The organism is Nocardia abscessus NBRC 100374, assembly GCF_000308455.1.
Lineage (GTDB): Bacteria > Actinomycetota > Actinomycetes > Mycobacteriales > Mycobacteriaceae > Nocardia > Nocardia abscessus.
On the sequence record NZ_BAFP01000114.1, the window covers coordinates 25154 to 39157 of the forward strand.

Here is a 14004-nt window from a genome sequence, read left to right on the forward strand (position 1 = left end):
TGAAACCGGCCGCTACCATGCGCGGTCAACGCCTGCCGGAATCGCGGCGACACCCGACAGTCGAACCAGCGCATCGGTGATGGTCCGGCTACGCGACAATGCGATTACCCCGAGGTTGCTTCCGGTTCGGACAGCTATCGCCAAGCGACGATAAACCTCGGCGCGCAATTCCATCGCCGGACGCGCTGTGTGGGTGAACGCCTCTCCGGCGAATTCACCGGTGCAAGCGCCATCCCGAATTTCCAGACGGTCGTTCGGACCGAGAATCGTCAGATGCTCGCACCGATGTTTCGAGCGGCTGGTGACAGTGAGATTCAAGGCCGCCCCGGAGACGAAGCGGATGTGTCCGATCAATTCACTGTCGACCCCTGGTGCCGCCTCGACCCGGGACAGCACTTCGGCATCGGCTATCGGCCCCAGAACTTGGCAAGCCAGATCCAGGTAGTGCACACCGAGGTGAGCTGTGACGCCACCCATCGCCACGGCCGCACGCGAGCGCCATCCGTGCCCGTAGTACGTATCGCCGCGTGGTCGCGAAACGACAAGACTGCCCGTCGCACCCGCGAAACGTTCGGCCGGTGCGGATGGATCCATCGCAGTCAGCTGGTCGGGCAAGCACAAACGATGCTGGAACATGACGCCTGCGAACCGCCCGGCGGCTCGCGCCGTGGAGGTGAGATCGTCCAGTTCGGCAACGTCTTGCGCCGGCGGCTTCTCGACCAGGACGTGCTTACCGGATCGCAATGCGCCGGCCACCAATTCGGCCCTACCGCCGGGCGGCAGGCAGAACGCCACGATGTCTGTCGCGTCGTCCTGGAGAATTTCGGTGAAGTCTCGAATAGGAATCGAAGCTCGGCGTGCCACCTCGGTGTCCGGCTCGACACCCGCGACGACTTGATACTCGGGGCAATTCCCGAGGGCGGCGATATGCCCCTGCCCCGCATTGCCCAATCCGACCACCGCAACGCCGACGCGACGGGTCGCCAGTGCCCCCCCGTGATTCAACCAGCCCTCCCTATGACAACACTTTACTCCGGCGGAACTCGACCCCATCGAACGACCACATCATTCGAAATCGGTTGTTGCTCAGCCTTCCCCGCCGCAAGGCTATGGCAACCACTTCGATTTCGCAAGCATCGTTCCGGCCGCAGGCAGCAGCCGGAACGCAAAGCGAGGGCGGTCAATCGAGGGTGGCGAAGAACGCGCGGATGTCGGCGACGTGCGCGTCCGGGCATTCCATCGCGACGAAGTGATTGCCGGTGTTGCCCTGCGGCCAGTGCACGATGGTGTTGTCCCGTTCGGCGAGCCGCCGCATCAGCGCGGAGCCGCCGCCATAGGTGCCGGTCGGCACCGCTTTCTGCCCCTTCGGCCAGGTGAATCCCCCGTCGCCGAGGCCGTTGTACATCGGCCAGGACGACGAAGCCACGGTGCCCGTGAACCAGTAGAGGCTGATGCTGGTCAGCAGATGATCGCGGCTGATCACGTCTTCGACCCGGTCGGCGAGCGGGGCGAACTCGGTGAACTTCTGCATCAGCCAGGCGAGCAGACCCACCGGCGAATCGGTCCACGCGTGGGCGAAGGTCTGCGGGGCGTGGCGCAGCAGGACGTGGTGGTCCACCCCGCCGGTCATCCACCGCTGCATGAGATCCCACTCGGCGCGCTCGTCCGGCGTCATGGTGGGCACGTCCGCCTCGGTCGGCATCCCGATCCCACCGTCGAGGTGCACGCCGATCACCCGGTCCGGGGCGGCGATGGCGAGTTCGGGCGCGACGTAGGCGCCGAGATCGCCGCCCTGCGCGCCGAAGCGCCGGTAGCCCAGCCGATCCATCAGCGTCAGCCACATCCCGGCCACCTCGCCCGGGGTCATGCCGGGCTCGCGCGGGCCTTCGGAGAACGCGAACCCGGGAACCGAGGGCACCACGACATGGAAGGCCTGCGCCGGATCGAGTCCGTGGGCACGCGGATCGGCCAGCGGGCCGATGGTCTCGCTGAATTCGACGAACGAGTTCGGCCAGCCGTGGGTGAGCAGCAGCGGCGTCGCGTCCGGCTCCGGTGAGCGAACGTGCAGGAAGTGCACGTCGAGGCCATCGATGCGCGTGGTGAACTGCGGGAACGCGTTGAGCGCCGCCTCCTGTGCCCGCCAGTCGAATCCGGTCCGCCAGTACTCGGCCAATTCGCGCAGGTAGTCGACCGGCACGCCGCGATCCCAGCCGGAGCCGGGCAGCTGCGCGGTCCAGCGGGTGCGGGCGAGCCGGTCGTGCAGATCGTCCACGTCGGCCTGCGGGATCTCGATGCGAAACGGGCGGATGTCGGTCATTCGGTCGGCTCCTTGCCGGTCGGTTCTGCGGTACGACGACGACGTTAGGAGGCATCTAGGACTGAACAGGTCCTAGATTTCCGGCATCCTTTCCTTCATGAACGACACCTCCGCCCGACTGCTTCGGCTGCTGTCGCTGCTCCAGACGCCGCGCGAATGGCCGGGCAGCGAACTGGCCGAACGTCTCGGCGTCACCGACCGCACGGTGCGCCGCGACATCGACCGGCTGCGCGAGCTCGGCTATCCGGTGACCGCGACGCTCGGCGCGACGGGCGGATACCGCCTGGTGGCGGGCACGGCCATGCCGCCGCTGCTGGTCGAGGACGACGAGGCCGTCGCCATCGCGGTCGGATTGCGCGCCGCCGCCGGATCGGCGGTGGCCGGGATAGAGGAGGCGTCGGTCCGGGCGCTGGCCAAGTTGGAGCAGGTGCTGCCCGCGAAGCTGCGGCGCAGGGTGCGGGTTCTCGCCGCCGCACTGGCCCCGCCCTCCGGCGACGGCCCCGCCGTCGACGCCGAAGTGCTCGCCATCTTGGCGGCGACCGTGACGAACCGGGAGCGGGTGCGTTTCGCCTACCGCGACGAAGCGGGCGCCGAAACGAGGCGCAATACCGAGCCGGTGGGCTTGGTGTCCGCGCGCAGGCGCTGGTACCTGGTCGGTTACGACCTCGACCGCGCCGACTGGCGCGTCTACCGGGTCGACCGGATCGACCGCCCGCAGCCCACCGCCGCTCGCTTCACCCCGCGCCCGCTACCCGCCGCGGATGCCGCCGCCTACGTCGCGGGCCGCCGCACCGACTGGGGCACACCGGTCTTCCGGCTGCACTCGACCATCCATACTTCCGCCGACCGAGTCGCGGGACGGCTGGGCGACGACCCGGGCGAGGTCGTCGCTATCGATCCGAACACCTGCCGGATCGACGCCCTGCGCGATGACGCACCGGAGTGGCTGGCCCACCGCCTACTCGGGCTGGGCGTGGACTTCGAGGTCCACGAGCCGCCGGAACTGATCGCACACCTGCGCGCGATCGCCGACCGTGCCGAGCGCGCGATCAGCCCGAATCCAGGCGACAGACCGCCGCGCAGCGCAGGCGCCTAGACACCCGGCCCGGTGACCACATCGTTTCGTTCCGCCTCTCGGCGGGTGCGGCGTCGTTCTGCTCTACGAGTTGCCCGTCGCAGTGCCATCGACCGCGGATGTCCGGATCTGTGGACAACCTGTCCTCGACGGGGCGCACCGGCGCGCAAAGACTGGTGTCTGCGGGCTCGGCGCGGCAATCCGCGACGCGCGCACGCACTGCCGGTGCGGCTCATTCACGCAGAGGAACAGAAAGGCACTCGCATGACCGACGACGGGGTCACCTTCATCAACGTCTTCGAGATACCCGCCGAACAGATCGACGAATTCGTCGAGAACTGGCACGAACGTGCGCGGATCATGCGCGAGGCTCCGGGTTTCCGCGACGTCCGCCTGCACCGGGCGCTCCTGCCGGACACGCGATTCCAACTGGTCAACGTCGCACACTGGGACAGTGCCGAGGCTTGCGAGGCAGCCGGAGCCCATCCGGCGGTCCTGGCATCCGTGGACGACGCCAGGAAGACAGCCGACGCGAACCCGGCCCTCTACGAAGTCGTAGCCGAATACATTTGAGCCGACCGTATTTCGGAGTGCGCACGATCGTCGGGTTTCTCGTATCCGCTACGAGCGCCCGGGTTCAGCGGGAGAGGTGGACTCGCAGGAGAGCGCCGGACTCAGTGGTGGCGATCAGTTGGTCCGGCTGGGCGGGGGTGGCGGCTACGGCGGTGAGTGGCTGCGTTCGGAGGACCGCGCATGCGGCGGCGGTGGCGGGGTCGACGCGGATCAACTGGCCGGTCAGTGTGGTGACGTAGAGGATGCCCGTCGGGTCGACCAAGAGGTCGTCGGCGAAATCCGGGAGACCGGGCAGCCGGGTGGACAGGTCGGTGACGGTGCCGCGATCCGCGGGGGCGGCGAGCGGGATGCGGACGATCCGGCCGAGCGGGCCACCGTTGGCGGTCACGTACAGCACACCGTCGTGCACGGCCGCGCCGTTGGCGGCCAGTCCGGCCAGCGGCGCTCCCCACGCGGTATCGACGGACCCGTCGGAACGGACCTTGACCACGCCGGACAAGGTCGCGACGTACAGGTTGCCGCTCGGGTCGAACGCCGCGCCGTTGGGCATGGTGAGGCCGGAGACGAAGACTTCCGGCTCCGGTACGGCCGCCGCCGGATCGAATCGGATCACGCCGCCGGGGCGAACGACGCTGACCGGCGCGTCGCCGTAGACGACGTAGAGCAGTCCGTCGGGACCGAGCCGGACCGCGCCGGGGAACTCCACCGGAACGGTCGCCGTGAGCGTGCCCGCGGCGTCGTAGCGCTGGACCTCGTTGCGGTAGAGCCGCGAGACCCACAAGTTGCCCTGCGCGTCGTACCCCAGGTTCTCCGCCCAGTCGAGCACGGGCACGGGCGCCGCGACGGCCGTGACCGCCGCCGCGGGGTCGCACGCGGCGACCGGTGGCGCGGCGTCCGCGCCCGGCGCCAGCGCCGCGGTGAGGGTCAGCACCGTGGCGGACAAGAGAAAGGCGCCTCGACGGCGGAGAGTTCGCAACGCGGGCACCTCGGGCTCGGGTAGGAGTGAGTCGCCGCGCATTTTAGCCGTCCGCGCGTCGAAATCGTGCGGTCCCATCCGCGAGACGATTTTTGGCACTATCGGTGAATGCCATTTTTCGACGGCGCGCGCGGCCGGATGCACTATCGGCAGTGGCCGATCGAAGACCCGCTGTACACCGTGGTTCTGCTGCCCGGAATCGGCCAGCACAGCGGTCACTACCACCGCTTCGCGCGCGCCGTGAAACCCGCCGGTGCGCAGGTGTGGGCGCTGGACACTGCCGGGCACGGCTTGAGCGAGGGCGATCCGCGGCAGCCGGGCAGCTTGACCGAACTGGTCGCCGACGCGCTGCGGCTGGTCGCGCTGGCCGACACCGGCAGGCCGCTGATCTTGATGGGCCACTCACTCGGCGGGGTCACCGCGCTCGGCATGCTCGGCGCCGCAGTGCCGGACCCGAGGGTGGGGCAGCCGGATTCGACCGTACTGGAACGGGATATCCCGCTGCGGCCCGCCCTGTCCGCGGACACGCTTGCGGGCCTGGTGTTGTCCGGCGTCCCGAAGCGCGCGCTGGGCGGTGGTGCGCCCGGTGCGCCGGGAACGCCGCTGCCGCGCGAACTTCCGGTGCTCGCGGTGCACGGCGTGGATGACCGGCGCGCGCCGATCGATGCGATCAGGGTCTGGACTAGCCGCCACGAATCGGTAGATTTACGGGAGTACATCGACGCAGGGCACGACCTGTTGCACGAGCCGGTGCACGCGCGGGTCACTGCCGACATCGCGGATTGGATGCAGGGTGTCGTCGTGGGGTTGGCACGACATCCGTGAACCGCTCTTCGGACGAGGAAGGGGGACGGCGCAGATGCCATCGCAGGAGAACGGGTTCGGCGGAGAGCCACCCGCCGAGATCACCGCACCCGGTGTCGATATCGCCGCGCTGAATCGAGCGGTCGACGACGGCTCGCTGTGGATCGACGGCCTGTTGGTCGCCGACGGCGCGCACGAACGCTGCGCGCGTCGGTACGAGTTGCTCGCCGACCGGGTGGAGGAGCAGATCCGCGTCCTGAGCGCCGCGATGGCCCTGCCCGGTTTCGGCGGATTCGCCTCCGGTGACGCGTTGCGAGCGGGTTTCGAGCGCAAGGCCGACGGCGCGATCGCCCGGTTGAGCGAATACGCCACCGCGGCACGGGAACTCGCCCAGACCTTCCGCGCCGCGGCCGCCGCCTACCAGCAGGCCGACCAGGCGCTCGCGCTGGCGGTCGAACGGATCGACGTGACGGGAGCCGCGCATGCGTGAGATGCCGCGTGCAGGCGAGCGGGCCAGGCACCGCCGCACCGACCCCGCTTACGCGCCGAACGTCGAAATATTCGACAACCTCACCCACACCGAGATCCATGCCGGAGTCCAGCTGCTGGATCCAGCGGTCCTCGCGGGCGGCAGGCAGGCCTGGGGTGACGCCGCGGCGCAGCTGGCCGACGCCATCTTTCAGGCACACACCGAGATTCGCGCGGTCATCGCCGATGGCTGGCGCGGTTCGGCGGCTACCAGCGCGGACGCGGTGGTGCGCGTGTTCGAGCAGAGCGGCCAGGACCTCGCCGATGTGTTCGCCGTGGTCGCGCAGCGCCTCGGGCAAGCCAGCGACGCGGCCGAAGCGCTGCGCGCGGCGGTGCCCGAACCTTCCGCCGACGCGACCGATCTGGGGGCGGCGCTGCTGGATCCATCCCAGGCGACCAGCAATGTCGAAGGGCAGAAGGCGAGCGAGCACGCACGCCAGGACGTCGTGCGCGCGATGAACGACATCTACGCGGGCGTTTTCGTCCGCACCGGCACCGACGTGCCCGTGTTCCCCGACGAGACCGACGAGCCGGCAGCCCCGGCGCCCACCGCCGCACCGGCGAGCAAGATCACCGGAACCACTCCGGTTTCACCCGACGGGCCCCCTGCTTCACTAGGGACACACCTGCGGGAGCCGAGCGGGCCGTCGGAGCAGAGCGCAGGCGCGACGCCCGCCGATCCGGCACTCACCGAGGACACGCCGTCGACGTCCACCGCCGGTGTCGCGCCCGTCGCTCCCGCGGTCGCGGGGGAAACACCCGCGACGCCCGCATCCCGCGGCGCTCCCGCCGCCGCTGCACCGCTGTCGACGGCGGCGGCCGCGGCCGTCCTGCACACCGCACCCAGCGCGAGCGTGCCCGCGCCGGCGACCGCGCCCGCCTCGGTGGCGAGCGCACCGACGACCGTGCCGACAGTCCCGGGCGTCGGCGGCCAGGTCGCGCCCGAGGAGCAGCGCAAGCGCGACGAGCGGCGCAAGAGGGACGACAGCGGTGACGCGGCGGTGACCGGTCTGGGCGCAGGCGCGGTGGGCGGTCTGATGGGCGGTGCGCTGGCCGCCGCCGACACCCCGCGCTCCGGATCGAGCGTGGCCGCGAACGCGGCGACCACGCGCGCGGTACCGATCGACGACGAGGACGACGAGTTCGACCTCGACGACCTCCCCACCTTCCTCGAGCCCTCCGACGACGGCGGCGAACTCATCGGGGCACTCGACCCGACCACGCCGCCCGTGCTCGGTGAATGGACCGAGTACGAGTGAATTGGACGCTGACCCCGGACCAGTTCGCGCTGGCCTGGTCGCGCACCGACGGAGATCGCATTCCCTATCCACTCGCCGTGCGCCTGTCGGCACGCGACACCGGCGAGCTGGCAGCGCAACGTCCCGCTCTCGACCGCTGGTGCGATCAGGTACTGGACGCGGATCTGGAGGCGGCGCTGCGCGTGCTCGCCCAGCCGGACCTGCGCATCGAGGTATTCGGGCAGCGTGACACGGCGCCTGCCCCGGCGCCACGCGGGGACGGCGGGCCGCGGCCGTCCGCACCGGCCACCGCAATAGGGCAGGACCCTCAGCCGACGGCGCGCCCGGTGCGTGTCCTCGGCGCCGCCGCCGGGAACATCGCGGTGGTCGCGGCGCAGCGCCCCGGCGCCACCCCTGACCGCGGCGGCGACGTGCGCTTGTTCGCCGGTAGCTCGAAAAGCCTGTGCGCTCGGGTTGTCTCGATGCTTCCGGAGAACACCCCCGGCACCCTGACGCGCATGACCGCTCCCCTGGCCCAGGTCGCCGAGGACAGCCGAGCCCTGGTCACCGTCCCGGTCGCCGGACCGTCCACGCCCGCCCGGATCCGGCGGCTGCTCAGGCAGCCGCGCGAAGGCATCGGCCAGATCGTCGTCTCCGCCCGCCGCGGCGCGGGCGAACTGCACCCGTTCGGCGTGCTGTGCTGGATCGATGTCGTCGCCGACGGGCGATACGCGGTCCGCACCGGCACCGACGTCGATGTCGACGCGGTGACCGCGGAACGCTTCGCCGCCCACCTGCGTCCGCTGGTCACCGCGGCCGCGCGCACGTCGACGGCCTACGCCGGGCGCTGACATCACACCCCCTGCCACGTCGCAAGAACCGGCACTCGAGTTGCGACCGAGCAGATCGGGCCGCCGTGCGCCCGAAACGGCACCGTTCGAGGGGTCTTCGGAGCGCTCCGGCCGAACAGTTCGGCACGATCGGCGACAGTGCCGACGACCACCCCGTAGCACCGTTTACGGTGTACGAGTGCCACTCTACGAATTCGAAGGCAAACGGCCGCAGGTCGATCCGACGGCGTTCGTCGCGCCGACGGCGACTCTGATCGGTGACGTCCGGGTCGAGGCGGGCGCCTCGATCTGGTACGGCGCGGTGCTGCGCGCGGACCTGGCGCCGATCGTCATCCGGGAACGCGCCAACATCCAGGACAACGCGGTGCTGCACGTGCCGCCGGACGTGCCGATGGAGATCGGTCCCGGCGCGACCATCGCGCACAGCGTGGTGTTCCACGGCGCGGCGGTCGGCGCCGAGGCCATCGTCGGCAACGGGTCCACGGTGCTGGACCTGGCCAAGATCGGGGCGGGCAGCATGATCGCCGCTCACTCGCTGGTGCCGCCGGGCGCCGAGATCCCCGACGGCGTGCTCGCCGCCGGATCCCCCGCCGAGGTGAAACGCCCGATCGAGGGCACGCAGGCGCAGATGTGGGTGCGGCTGAACCCGGGCTTCTACTCGGAACTGGCGCAACGCCACCGCAAGGGCATCGCCGAGATCTGACCGCGGTCAGCACAGCAGCGCGGTGACCTCGGCGTCGGCGAGCTGGTGGAAATCACGGTAGGCACCGCCGACACCGCCGAGCGAGCGCGGCACCCACGGGCAGACCACCTCGTCGGCTTCGTCGGTCACCCGGCGCATCGCCTCGGTGGAGGAGACCGGGACCGCGGCCACGACCAGCGCGGGCTGGTGCAGACGCGCGACCCGGCAGGCGACCACGACGGTGGCGCCGGTCGCCATGCCGTCGTCGACGATCACCACCGTGCGTCCGGTCAACGGGATCGGCCGCGCCGCACCGCGCAGTACCTGCCTGCGCCGCTCCAGCTCGGCGCGCTCCCGCGTCTCGATCGAGTCGACCTTTTTCGGCGACAACCCGGTGTGCGCCAGCACATCCGGATTCAGCACCCGGACCCCGTCCTCGCCGACGGCGCCCAGCGCCAGCTCCGGCTGCCACGGCACGCCCAGCTTGCGGACCAGAAGGATGTCGAGGTCGCCGCCGATCACCTCGCGCACCGCCGCGGCCACCGGCACTCCACCGCGCGGCAGGCCGAGCACCAGCGGGTTCGACGCGCGGAGGTGCTCCAAATGCGCACCCAGCGCGCGACCGGCCGAGGTCCGATCGGCGTACACCATCGATTCGAACGCTACTCCGGTCCGCGCTCGCTGATCGCGAATCGACGCAACGCGAGGCTCGGGTTGGCCGTGCGCACCTTGCTCAGGTACGCCAGGTCGATTCCGGCGGTCAGTACGCCCGACTCCTCGCCGAGTTCGGCGAGCACCGCGCCGGCCGGGTCGACGATCATCGACGCGCCCGCGCCGCGTGGCGCGGCCTGATCCGCGGCGGCGACGTACACCGTGTTCTCGATGGCGCGTGCCCGCAGCAGCGTGGTCCACTGATCGACCTTCGCCGGTCCGGGGATCCACTGCGCGGGCAGCAGCAGCACCTGCGCACCCGCCGCGGCGACCCGCCGCACGCCCTCCGGGAAGCGCAGATCGAAACAGGTCTGCATGCCGAATGTCACACCCGCGACCGTGAAGGTGGGCGGCGCCTCGATCACGCCCGGCTCCACCACGTCGGATTCCAGGTGGCCGAAGGCGTCGTAGAGGTGCACCTTCCGGTAGCGGGTGACCAGGGAACCGTCGGGACCGAGCACGACGAGCGTGTTGCGGATGCGGTCGCCGCCGGGAGCGACCTGCTCCACCGTTCCGGCGACCAGGAACACGCCTAACTCACGCGCGATGCTCCCGAGCCCGGTGACGAATGGGCCGGTCAGCGGCTCGGCGACGGCCACGACCCGCTCATCGAGCCGGGTGACGGCGAACATCGAGTATTCCGGTGCGACAACTACGCGCGCTCCGCGCTCGCGGGCCGTGCGAACGTGTTCGCGCACCAGCGCGAGGTTCGCCGAAGGGTCGGTCGAGGGGGCGAACTGGACGACCGCCACGTCCAGCTGATCCGGCGTCGCGTCCTGATGCGCGGGCGAGTTGTCCAGTTGCATACGTCTCACCGTATTGGGGCGGTGGCCGGGACGGCCAGCACGAGGCAGTAAACTCCTGGTCAATGAGCACCAATCAGGTCGACAGCGTTTCTGGCGACGACGACAGGGACACCGACGGCCCGTCCTTCGCCGATCTCGGGATCGATGACCGCCTGCTGGCGGCCATCGCCGACGTCGGTTACGAATCGCCCTCGCCGATCCAGGCGGCGACGATTCCCCCGTTGCTCTCCGGTGCCGACGTCGTGGGTCTCGCGCAGACCGGCACCGGCAAGACCGCCGCTTTCGCCATCCCGATCCTGATGGGACTGCAGGCCACCGGCCGCAGCCCGCGCGCCCTCGTGCTCGCCCCTACCCGCGAGCTCGCGATCCAGGTCGCCGAGGCGTTCGGCCGCTACGCCGCGCACATCCCCGGCCTGCACGTGCTGCCCATCTACGGCGGGCAGAGCTACGGCGTCCAGCTCTCAGGCCTGCGCCGCGGCGCGCACGTCGTGGTCGGCACGCCGGGCCGGGTGATCGATCACCTGGAGAAGGGCACGCTCGACCTGTCGCAGCTGCAATACCTGGTGCTCGACGAGGCCGACGAGATGCTGAAGATGGGCTTCCAGGAGGACGTTGAGCGCATTCTCGCCGATACCCCCTCGGACAAGCAGGTGGCGCTGTTCTCCGCGACCATGCCCGCCGCGATCCGCAAGATCTCCAAGCAGTACCTGCACGATCCGGTCGAGATCACGGTCAAGGCGAAGACCTCGACGGCCACCAACATCACTCAGCGCTGGGTGCAGGTCTCGCATCAGCGCAAGCTGGACGCGCTCACCCGGGTGCTCGAGGTCGAGTCGTTCGAGGCGATGATCATCTTCGTCCGTACCAAGCAGGCCACCGAGGAACTCGCCGAGAAGCTGCGCGCCAGGGGCTTCTCCGCCGCCGCGATCAACGGCGACATCGCGCAGAACCAGCGCGAACGCACCATCGGCCAGCTGAAGTCCGGTTCGCTCGACATCCTCGTCGCCACCGACGTGGCCGCGCGCGGACTGGACGTGGACCGCATCTCGCATGTGGTCAACTACGACATCCCGCACGACACCGAGTCCTACGTGCACCGCATCGGCCGCACCGGCCGGGCCGGGCGCAGCGGTGAGGCACTGCTGTTCGTCGCGCCGCGCGAGCGGCACCTGCTCAAGTCGATCGAGCGGGCCACCCGGCACCCGCTGACCGAAATGCAGCTGCCCAGCGTGGAGGACGTCAACGCGCAGCGCGTCACCAAGTTCGGCGACGCCATCACCGAGAATCTCACCTCGTCGAACCTCCCGCTGTTCCGCAAGCTGATCGAGGACTACGAGCGCGAGCACAACATCCCGCTGGCCGACATCGCGGCGGCGCTGGCGATCGGCTCCTACGACGGCGACAACTTCTTCATGGAGCCCGAGCCGGAGCCGGTGGAGCGCCCGCAGCGCGACCGGACCCCGCGCGAGCGGCCGGCCCGCCGCTTCGAGGAGGACCGGCAGGGTGGTTCGCACCACCGCGCCACCGGGACCGAGCTGGCGACCTACCGGATCAGCGTGGGCAAGCGGCATCGGGTGGTGCCCGGCGCGATCGTCGGCGCCATCGCCAACGAAGGCGGCCTGCGCCGCAGCGACTTCGGGCACATCAGCATCCGTCCCGACCACAGCCTGGTCGAGCTGCCCGCGCAGCTGCCGGAGGAAACGCTGGAGGCGTTGCGGCGCACCAGGATCAGTGGTGTGCTGATCCAGTTGCAACTGGATCAGGGAGCGCCGCAGCATCGCCCGTTCAGCCGCGGCCCGCGCCGGGAGCGCGACGCTGTCAAGCGGCCGGAGCGCCGTAAGCCGCGCTCCTGAACCGGGCAGGGTAGTTCGAGGTCAGGCGCGCTAGCTACAGTGTTGCCGTCCATGTGTAATGAGGCGCACGCCGGCAGCGGGTGTCCCGCGAAGACACAGGAGGGCCGCGTTTGTTCGTGTTCGGTGATCGTGTCGTCTGCAGCACCGTCGATCTCGTCCGCGCGGCGCACTGCGAGTTCGCGCTGCTGCGCGGCCTCGACGCCGAACTGGGCACCATCCCGGCCGAACTCGCAAGCACCGCACCGGGGTCCGAGCCCGCACCCGGAACCGACGAGGTCCGCCAACGTCTGCTCGACGACTACCGCACGCGGTTCGGCGGCGCGGTGGTCGAGATCGACCGCCCACCCGATGAACGGGGCGATGCGAGGCGGCATGTCGCGGCGCTGACGGCAGCGCACTCCGACACGGTCGCCGCATTGCGCTCCGGCGCGCACGTCGTGCACGGCGCGACCTTCTTCGACGGCCGATTCCATTGCTCCGCCGACTTCCTGGTGCGGGCGGAACATCGGGTTCGCTACACCGTGCACGGCATCGCGCCCACCACCGCCGACCGGGTGGGCGCCGCGCTCGGACTCGCCGCCTGCGCCGCCGCGCTCGACCGCTCGGGCGCGCTCACCGCGCCGCTGGTCCGGCTGCATCCCGGTGAGGAGAGCACCGCCCAGGCCCTCAGCGCACTGCTTCCGCTGTATCGGGCGCGCAGGCGCCGGGTGGAGCGCATCGTGGAGGAGAAGCTCGGCGAACTGCTGCCGGTGCAGTGGGGCGATCCGCGCTATCTGGCCTGTGGCCGCTGCCCTTCCTGCACCGAGGCCCTGTCCGCCGCGCGGGACCTGCTGCTCGTGGCAGGCATGCCGCCCGCGACTCGCGCCCGGCTGCGTGAGGCGGGTCTACACACCATCGATCGGCTGGCCGCCACCGAGAGCGCGGTGCCCGGTGTACCGCCGCGCACTGTCTCCGCGCTGCGCCGCCAAGCGGAAATCCAGCTGCGGCGCGAAGTTTCCGGCGAGCCCACCCACGCGCTGCTCGACGCGGCCGTGCTCGCGGCGCTGCCCGCCCCCTCGCCCGGCGATCTCTCGCTGACCATCGCGGGCGGCGGCCGCACCCCGCTCACCGTCGAGGTCGGCGGTGCGGACACGGTGCACCTGTCGTTGCGCGGTCCGGTCGGCTCGAGCGAACCCGGCCGTGCCGCGCCCAGCGAACGCCGTGTGCTCGAGCAGGTGCTGGACTATCTCACGCAGCGCCGCCGGATCTATCCCGACCTGCACGTCTACCACTACTCCTCCGCGGTGCGGACCGCGTTGCTGCGCTGCACCGGACGGCACGGCGTCAACGAGGAGCTCGTGGACGAGCTGCTGTGCGGGGGCGTTCTGGTCGACCTGTATCCGATCGTCCGCGGCGCGCTGCTGGTCGGCGAGTCGTCCTACCGGCTGAGCGGACTGCGGCGGCTGCTTCCCGCCACGACGGACGCGCCCGCCGCCGAACGCGATTGCCACACCGTGCTGCGACTGCGCGATTGGTTGCTCGACCGCGCCGCCGAGCAGCGCGTCGCCACGCGCACCGGGACGCCGGAGCGGCCGGACGAGTGGTGCGCCG

General features: G+C 70.6%; 13 protein-coding genes and 1 pseudogene. 9 read left to right on the top strand and 5 right to left on the bottom strand.

Annotated elements, in window-relative coordinates:
- Window positions 1-12: 12 nt before the first annotated feature.
- Together ON19_RS23735 and ON19_RS23740 are read right to left on the bottom strand one after the other, a co-directional pair.
- Window positions 13-1053 carry a Gfo/Idh/MocA family protein gene (locus ON19_RS23735; protein WP_083899585.1) on the bottom strand — a complete coding sequence of 347 codons (1041 nt, stop codon included), beginning with the start codon at window positions 1051-1053 and terminating at the stop codon, window positions 13-15.
- Between the two features lie 127 nt (window positions 1054-1180).
- Window positions 1181-2317, bottom strand: a complete 1137-nt coding sequence (locus tag ON19_RS23740) for an epoxide hydrolase family protein (protein WP_043697109.1) — start codon at window positions 2315-2317, stop codon at window positions 1181-1183.
- A 97-nt stretch (window positions 2318-2414) separates the two neighbouring features.
- Between ON19_RS23740 and ON19_RS23745 the strand changes: the two genes are divergently transcribed.
- Together ON19_RS23745 and ON19_RS23750 are read left to right on the top strand one after the other, a co-directional pair.
- Entirely contained in the window at window positions 2415-3413 is a 999-nt protein-coding gene (locus ON19_RS23745; RefSeq protein ID WP_051169231.1) for a helix-turn-helix transcriptional regulator, read from the top strand.
- Between the two features lie 243 nt (window positions 3414-3656).
- Window positions 3657-3965, top strand: a complete 309-nt coding sequence (locus tag ON19_RS23750; RefSeq protein WP_043697112.1) for an antibiotic biosynthesis monooxygenase family protein — start codon at window positions 3657-3659, stop codon at window positions 3963-3965.
- Between the two features lie 64 nt (window positions 3966-4029).
- Here ON19_RS23750 and ON19_RS23755 read toward each other — a convergent pair whose 3' ends face one another.
- On the bottom strand, window positions 4030-5019 hold the full coding sequence (locus ON19_RS23755; protein ID WP_157229818.1) for an SMP-30/gluconolactonase/LRE family protein: 990 nt from the start codon (window positions 5017-5019) through the stop codon (window positions 4030-4032).
- A 30-nt stretch (window positions 5020-5049) separates the two neighbouring features.
- Between ON19_RS23755 and ON19_RS23760 the strand changes: the two genes are divergently transcribed.
- From ON19_RS23760 to ON19_RS23780, 5 genes are all read left to right on the top strand, one after another.
- On the top strand, window positions 5050-5766 hold the full coding sequence (locus ON19_RS23760; RefSeq protein WP_043697114.1) for an alpha/beta hydrolase: 717 nt from the start codon (window positions 5050-5052) through the stop codon (window positions 5764-5766).
- Between the two features lie 34 nt (window positions 5767-5800).
- Window positions 5801-6235, top strand: a complete 435-nt coding sequence (locus ON19_RS23765) for a hypothetical protein (protein WP_083899586.1) — start codon at window positions 5801-5803, stop codon at window positions 6233-6235.
- Window positions 6228-7532, top strand: a complete 1305-nt coding sequence (locus ON19_RS23770) for a WXG100 family type VII secretion target (protein ID WP_157229819.1) — start codon at window positions 6228-6230, stop codon at window positions 7530-7532. Before ON19_RS23765 ends, ON19_RS23770 begins: the two co-directional genes overlap by 8 nt.
- Window positions 7514-8362, top strand: a complete 849-nt coding sequence (locus ON19_RS23775) for an ESX secretion-associated protein EspG (RefSeq protein ID WP_227954634.1) — start codon at window positions 7514-7516, stop codon at window positions 8360-8362. The genes ON19_RS23770 and ON19_RS23775 overlap by 19 nt, the downstream gene beginning before the upstream one ends.
- Before the next feature lie 178 nt (window positions 8363-8540).
- Window positions 8541-9065: a gamma carbonic anhydrase family protein gene (locus ON19_RS23780; protein WP_043697120.1), complete on the top strand. Its 525-nt coding sequence runs from the start codon at window positions 8541-8543 to the stop codon at window positions 9063-9065.
- A gap of 6 nt (window positions 9066-9071) precedes the next feature.
- On the opposite strand, the gene ON19_RS23785 is transcribed toward ON19_RS23780, so the two are convergent.
- Both ON19_RS23785 and ON19_RS23790 read right to left on the bottom strand, forming a co-directional pair.
- Complete coding sequence (locus ON19_RS23785; RefSeq protein ID WP_043697124.1) at window positions 9072-9695, bottom strand: phosphoribosyltransferase; 624 nt, start codon at window positions 9693-9695, stop codon at window positions 9072-9074.
- An 11-nt stretch (window positions 9696-9706) separates the two neighbouring features.
- Window positions 9707-10561: a carbon-nitrogen hydrolase family protein gene (locus tag ON19_RS23790; RefSeq protein WP_051169233.1), complete on the bottom strand. Its 855-nt coding sequence runs from the start codon at window positions 10559-10561 to the stop codon at window positions 9707-9709.
- A gap of 62 nt (window positions 10562-10623) precedes the next feature.
- On the opposite strand from ON19_RS23790, the gene ON19_RS23795 reads away from it, so the two are divergent.
- Entirely contained in the window at window positions 10624-12414 is a 1791-nt protein-coding gene (locus ON19_RS23795; protein WP_043697127.1) for a DEAD/DEAH box helicase, read from the top strand.
- 116 nt (window positions 12415-12530) lie between these two features.
- Window positions 12531-14004: pseudogene (locus ON19_RS23800) on the top strand (hypothetical protein); the annotation flags it as partial.

Coding starts and splice junctions, on each gene's coding strand:
- ON19_RS23765 (WP_083899586.1), top strand. CDS start 5,801: ATGCCATCGCAGGAGAACGGGTTCGGCGGAGAGCCACCCGCCGAGATC.
- ON19_RS23775 (WP_227954634.1), top strand. CDS start 7,514: ATGGACCGAGTACGAGTGAATTGGACGCTGACCCCGGACCAGTTCGCG.
- ON19_RS23760 (WP_043697114.1), top strand. CDS start 5,050: ATGCCATTTTTCGACGGCGCGCGCGGCCGGATGCACTATCGGCAGTGG.
- ON19_RS23770 (WP_157229819.1), top strand. CDS start 6,228: ATGCGTGAGATGCCGCGTGCAGGCGAGCGGGCCAGGCACCGCCGCACC.
- ON19_RS23745 (WP_051169231.1), top strand. CDS start 2,415: ATGAACGACACCTCCGCCCGACTGCTTCGGCTGCTGTCGCTGCTCCAG.
- ON19_RS23790 (WP_051169233.1), bottom strand. CDS start 10,561: ATGCAACTGGACAACTCGCCCGCGCATCAGGACGCGACGCCGGATCAG.
- ON19_RS23750 (WP_043697112.1), top strand. CDS start 3,657: ATGACCGACGACGGGGTCACCTTCATCAACGTCTTCGAGATACCCGCC.
- ON19_RS23735 (WP_083899585.1), bottom strand. CDS start 1,053: ATGGGGTCGAGTTCCGCCGGAGTAAAGTGTTGTCATAGGGAGGGCTGG.
- ON19_RS23755 (WP_157229818.1), bottom strand. CDS start 5,019: ATGGGACCGCACGATTTCGACGCGCGGACGGCTAAAATGCGCGGCGAC.
- ON19_RS23785 (WP_043697124.1), bottom strand. CDS start 9,695: ATGGTGTACGCCGATCGGACCTCGGCCGGTCGCGCGCTGGGTGCGCAT.
- ON19_RS23740 (WP_043697109.1), bottom strand. CDS start 2,317: ATGACCGACATCCGCCCGTTTCGCATCGAGATCCCGCAGGCCGACGTG.
- ON19_RS23795 (WP_043697127.1), top strand. CDS start 10,624: ATGAGCACCAATCAGGTCGACAGCGTTTCTGGCGACGACGACAGGGAC.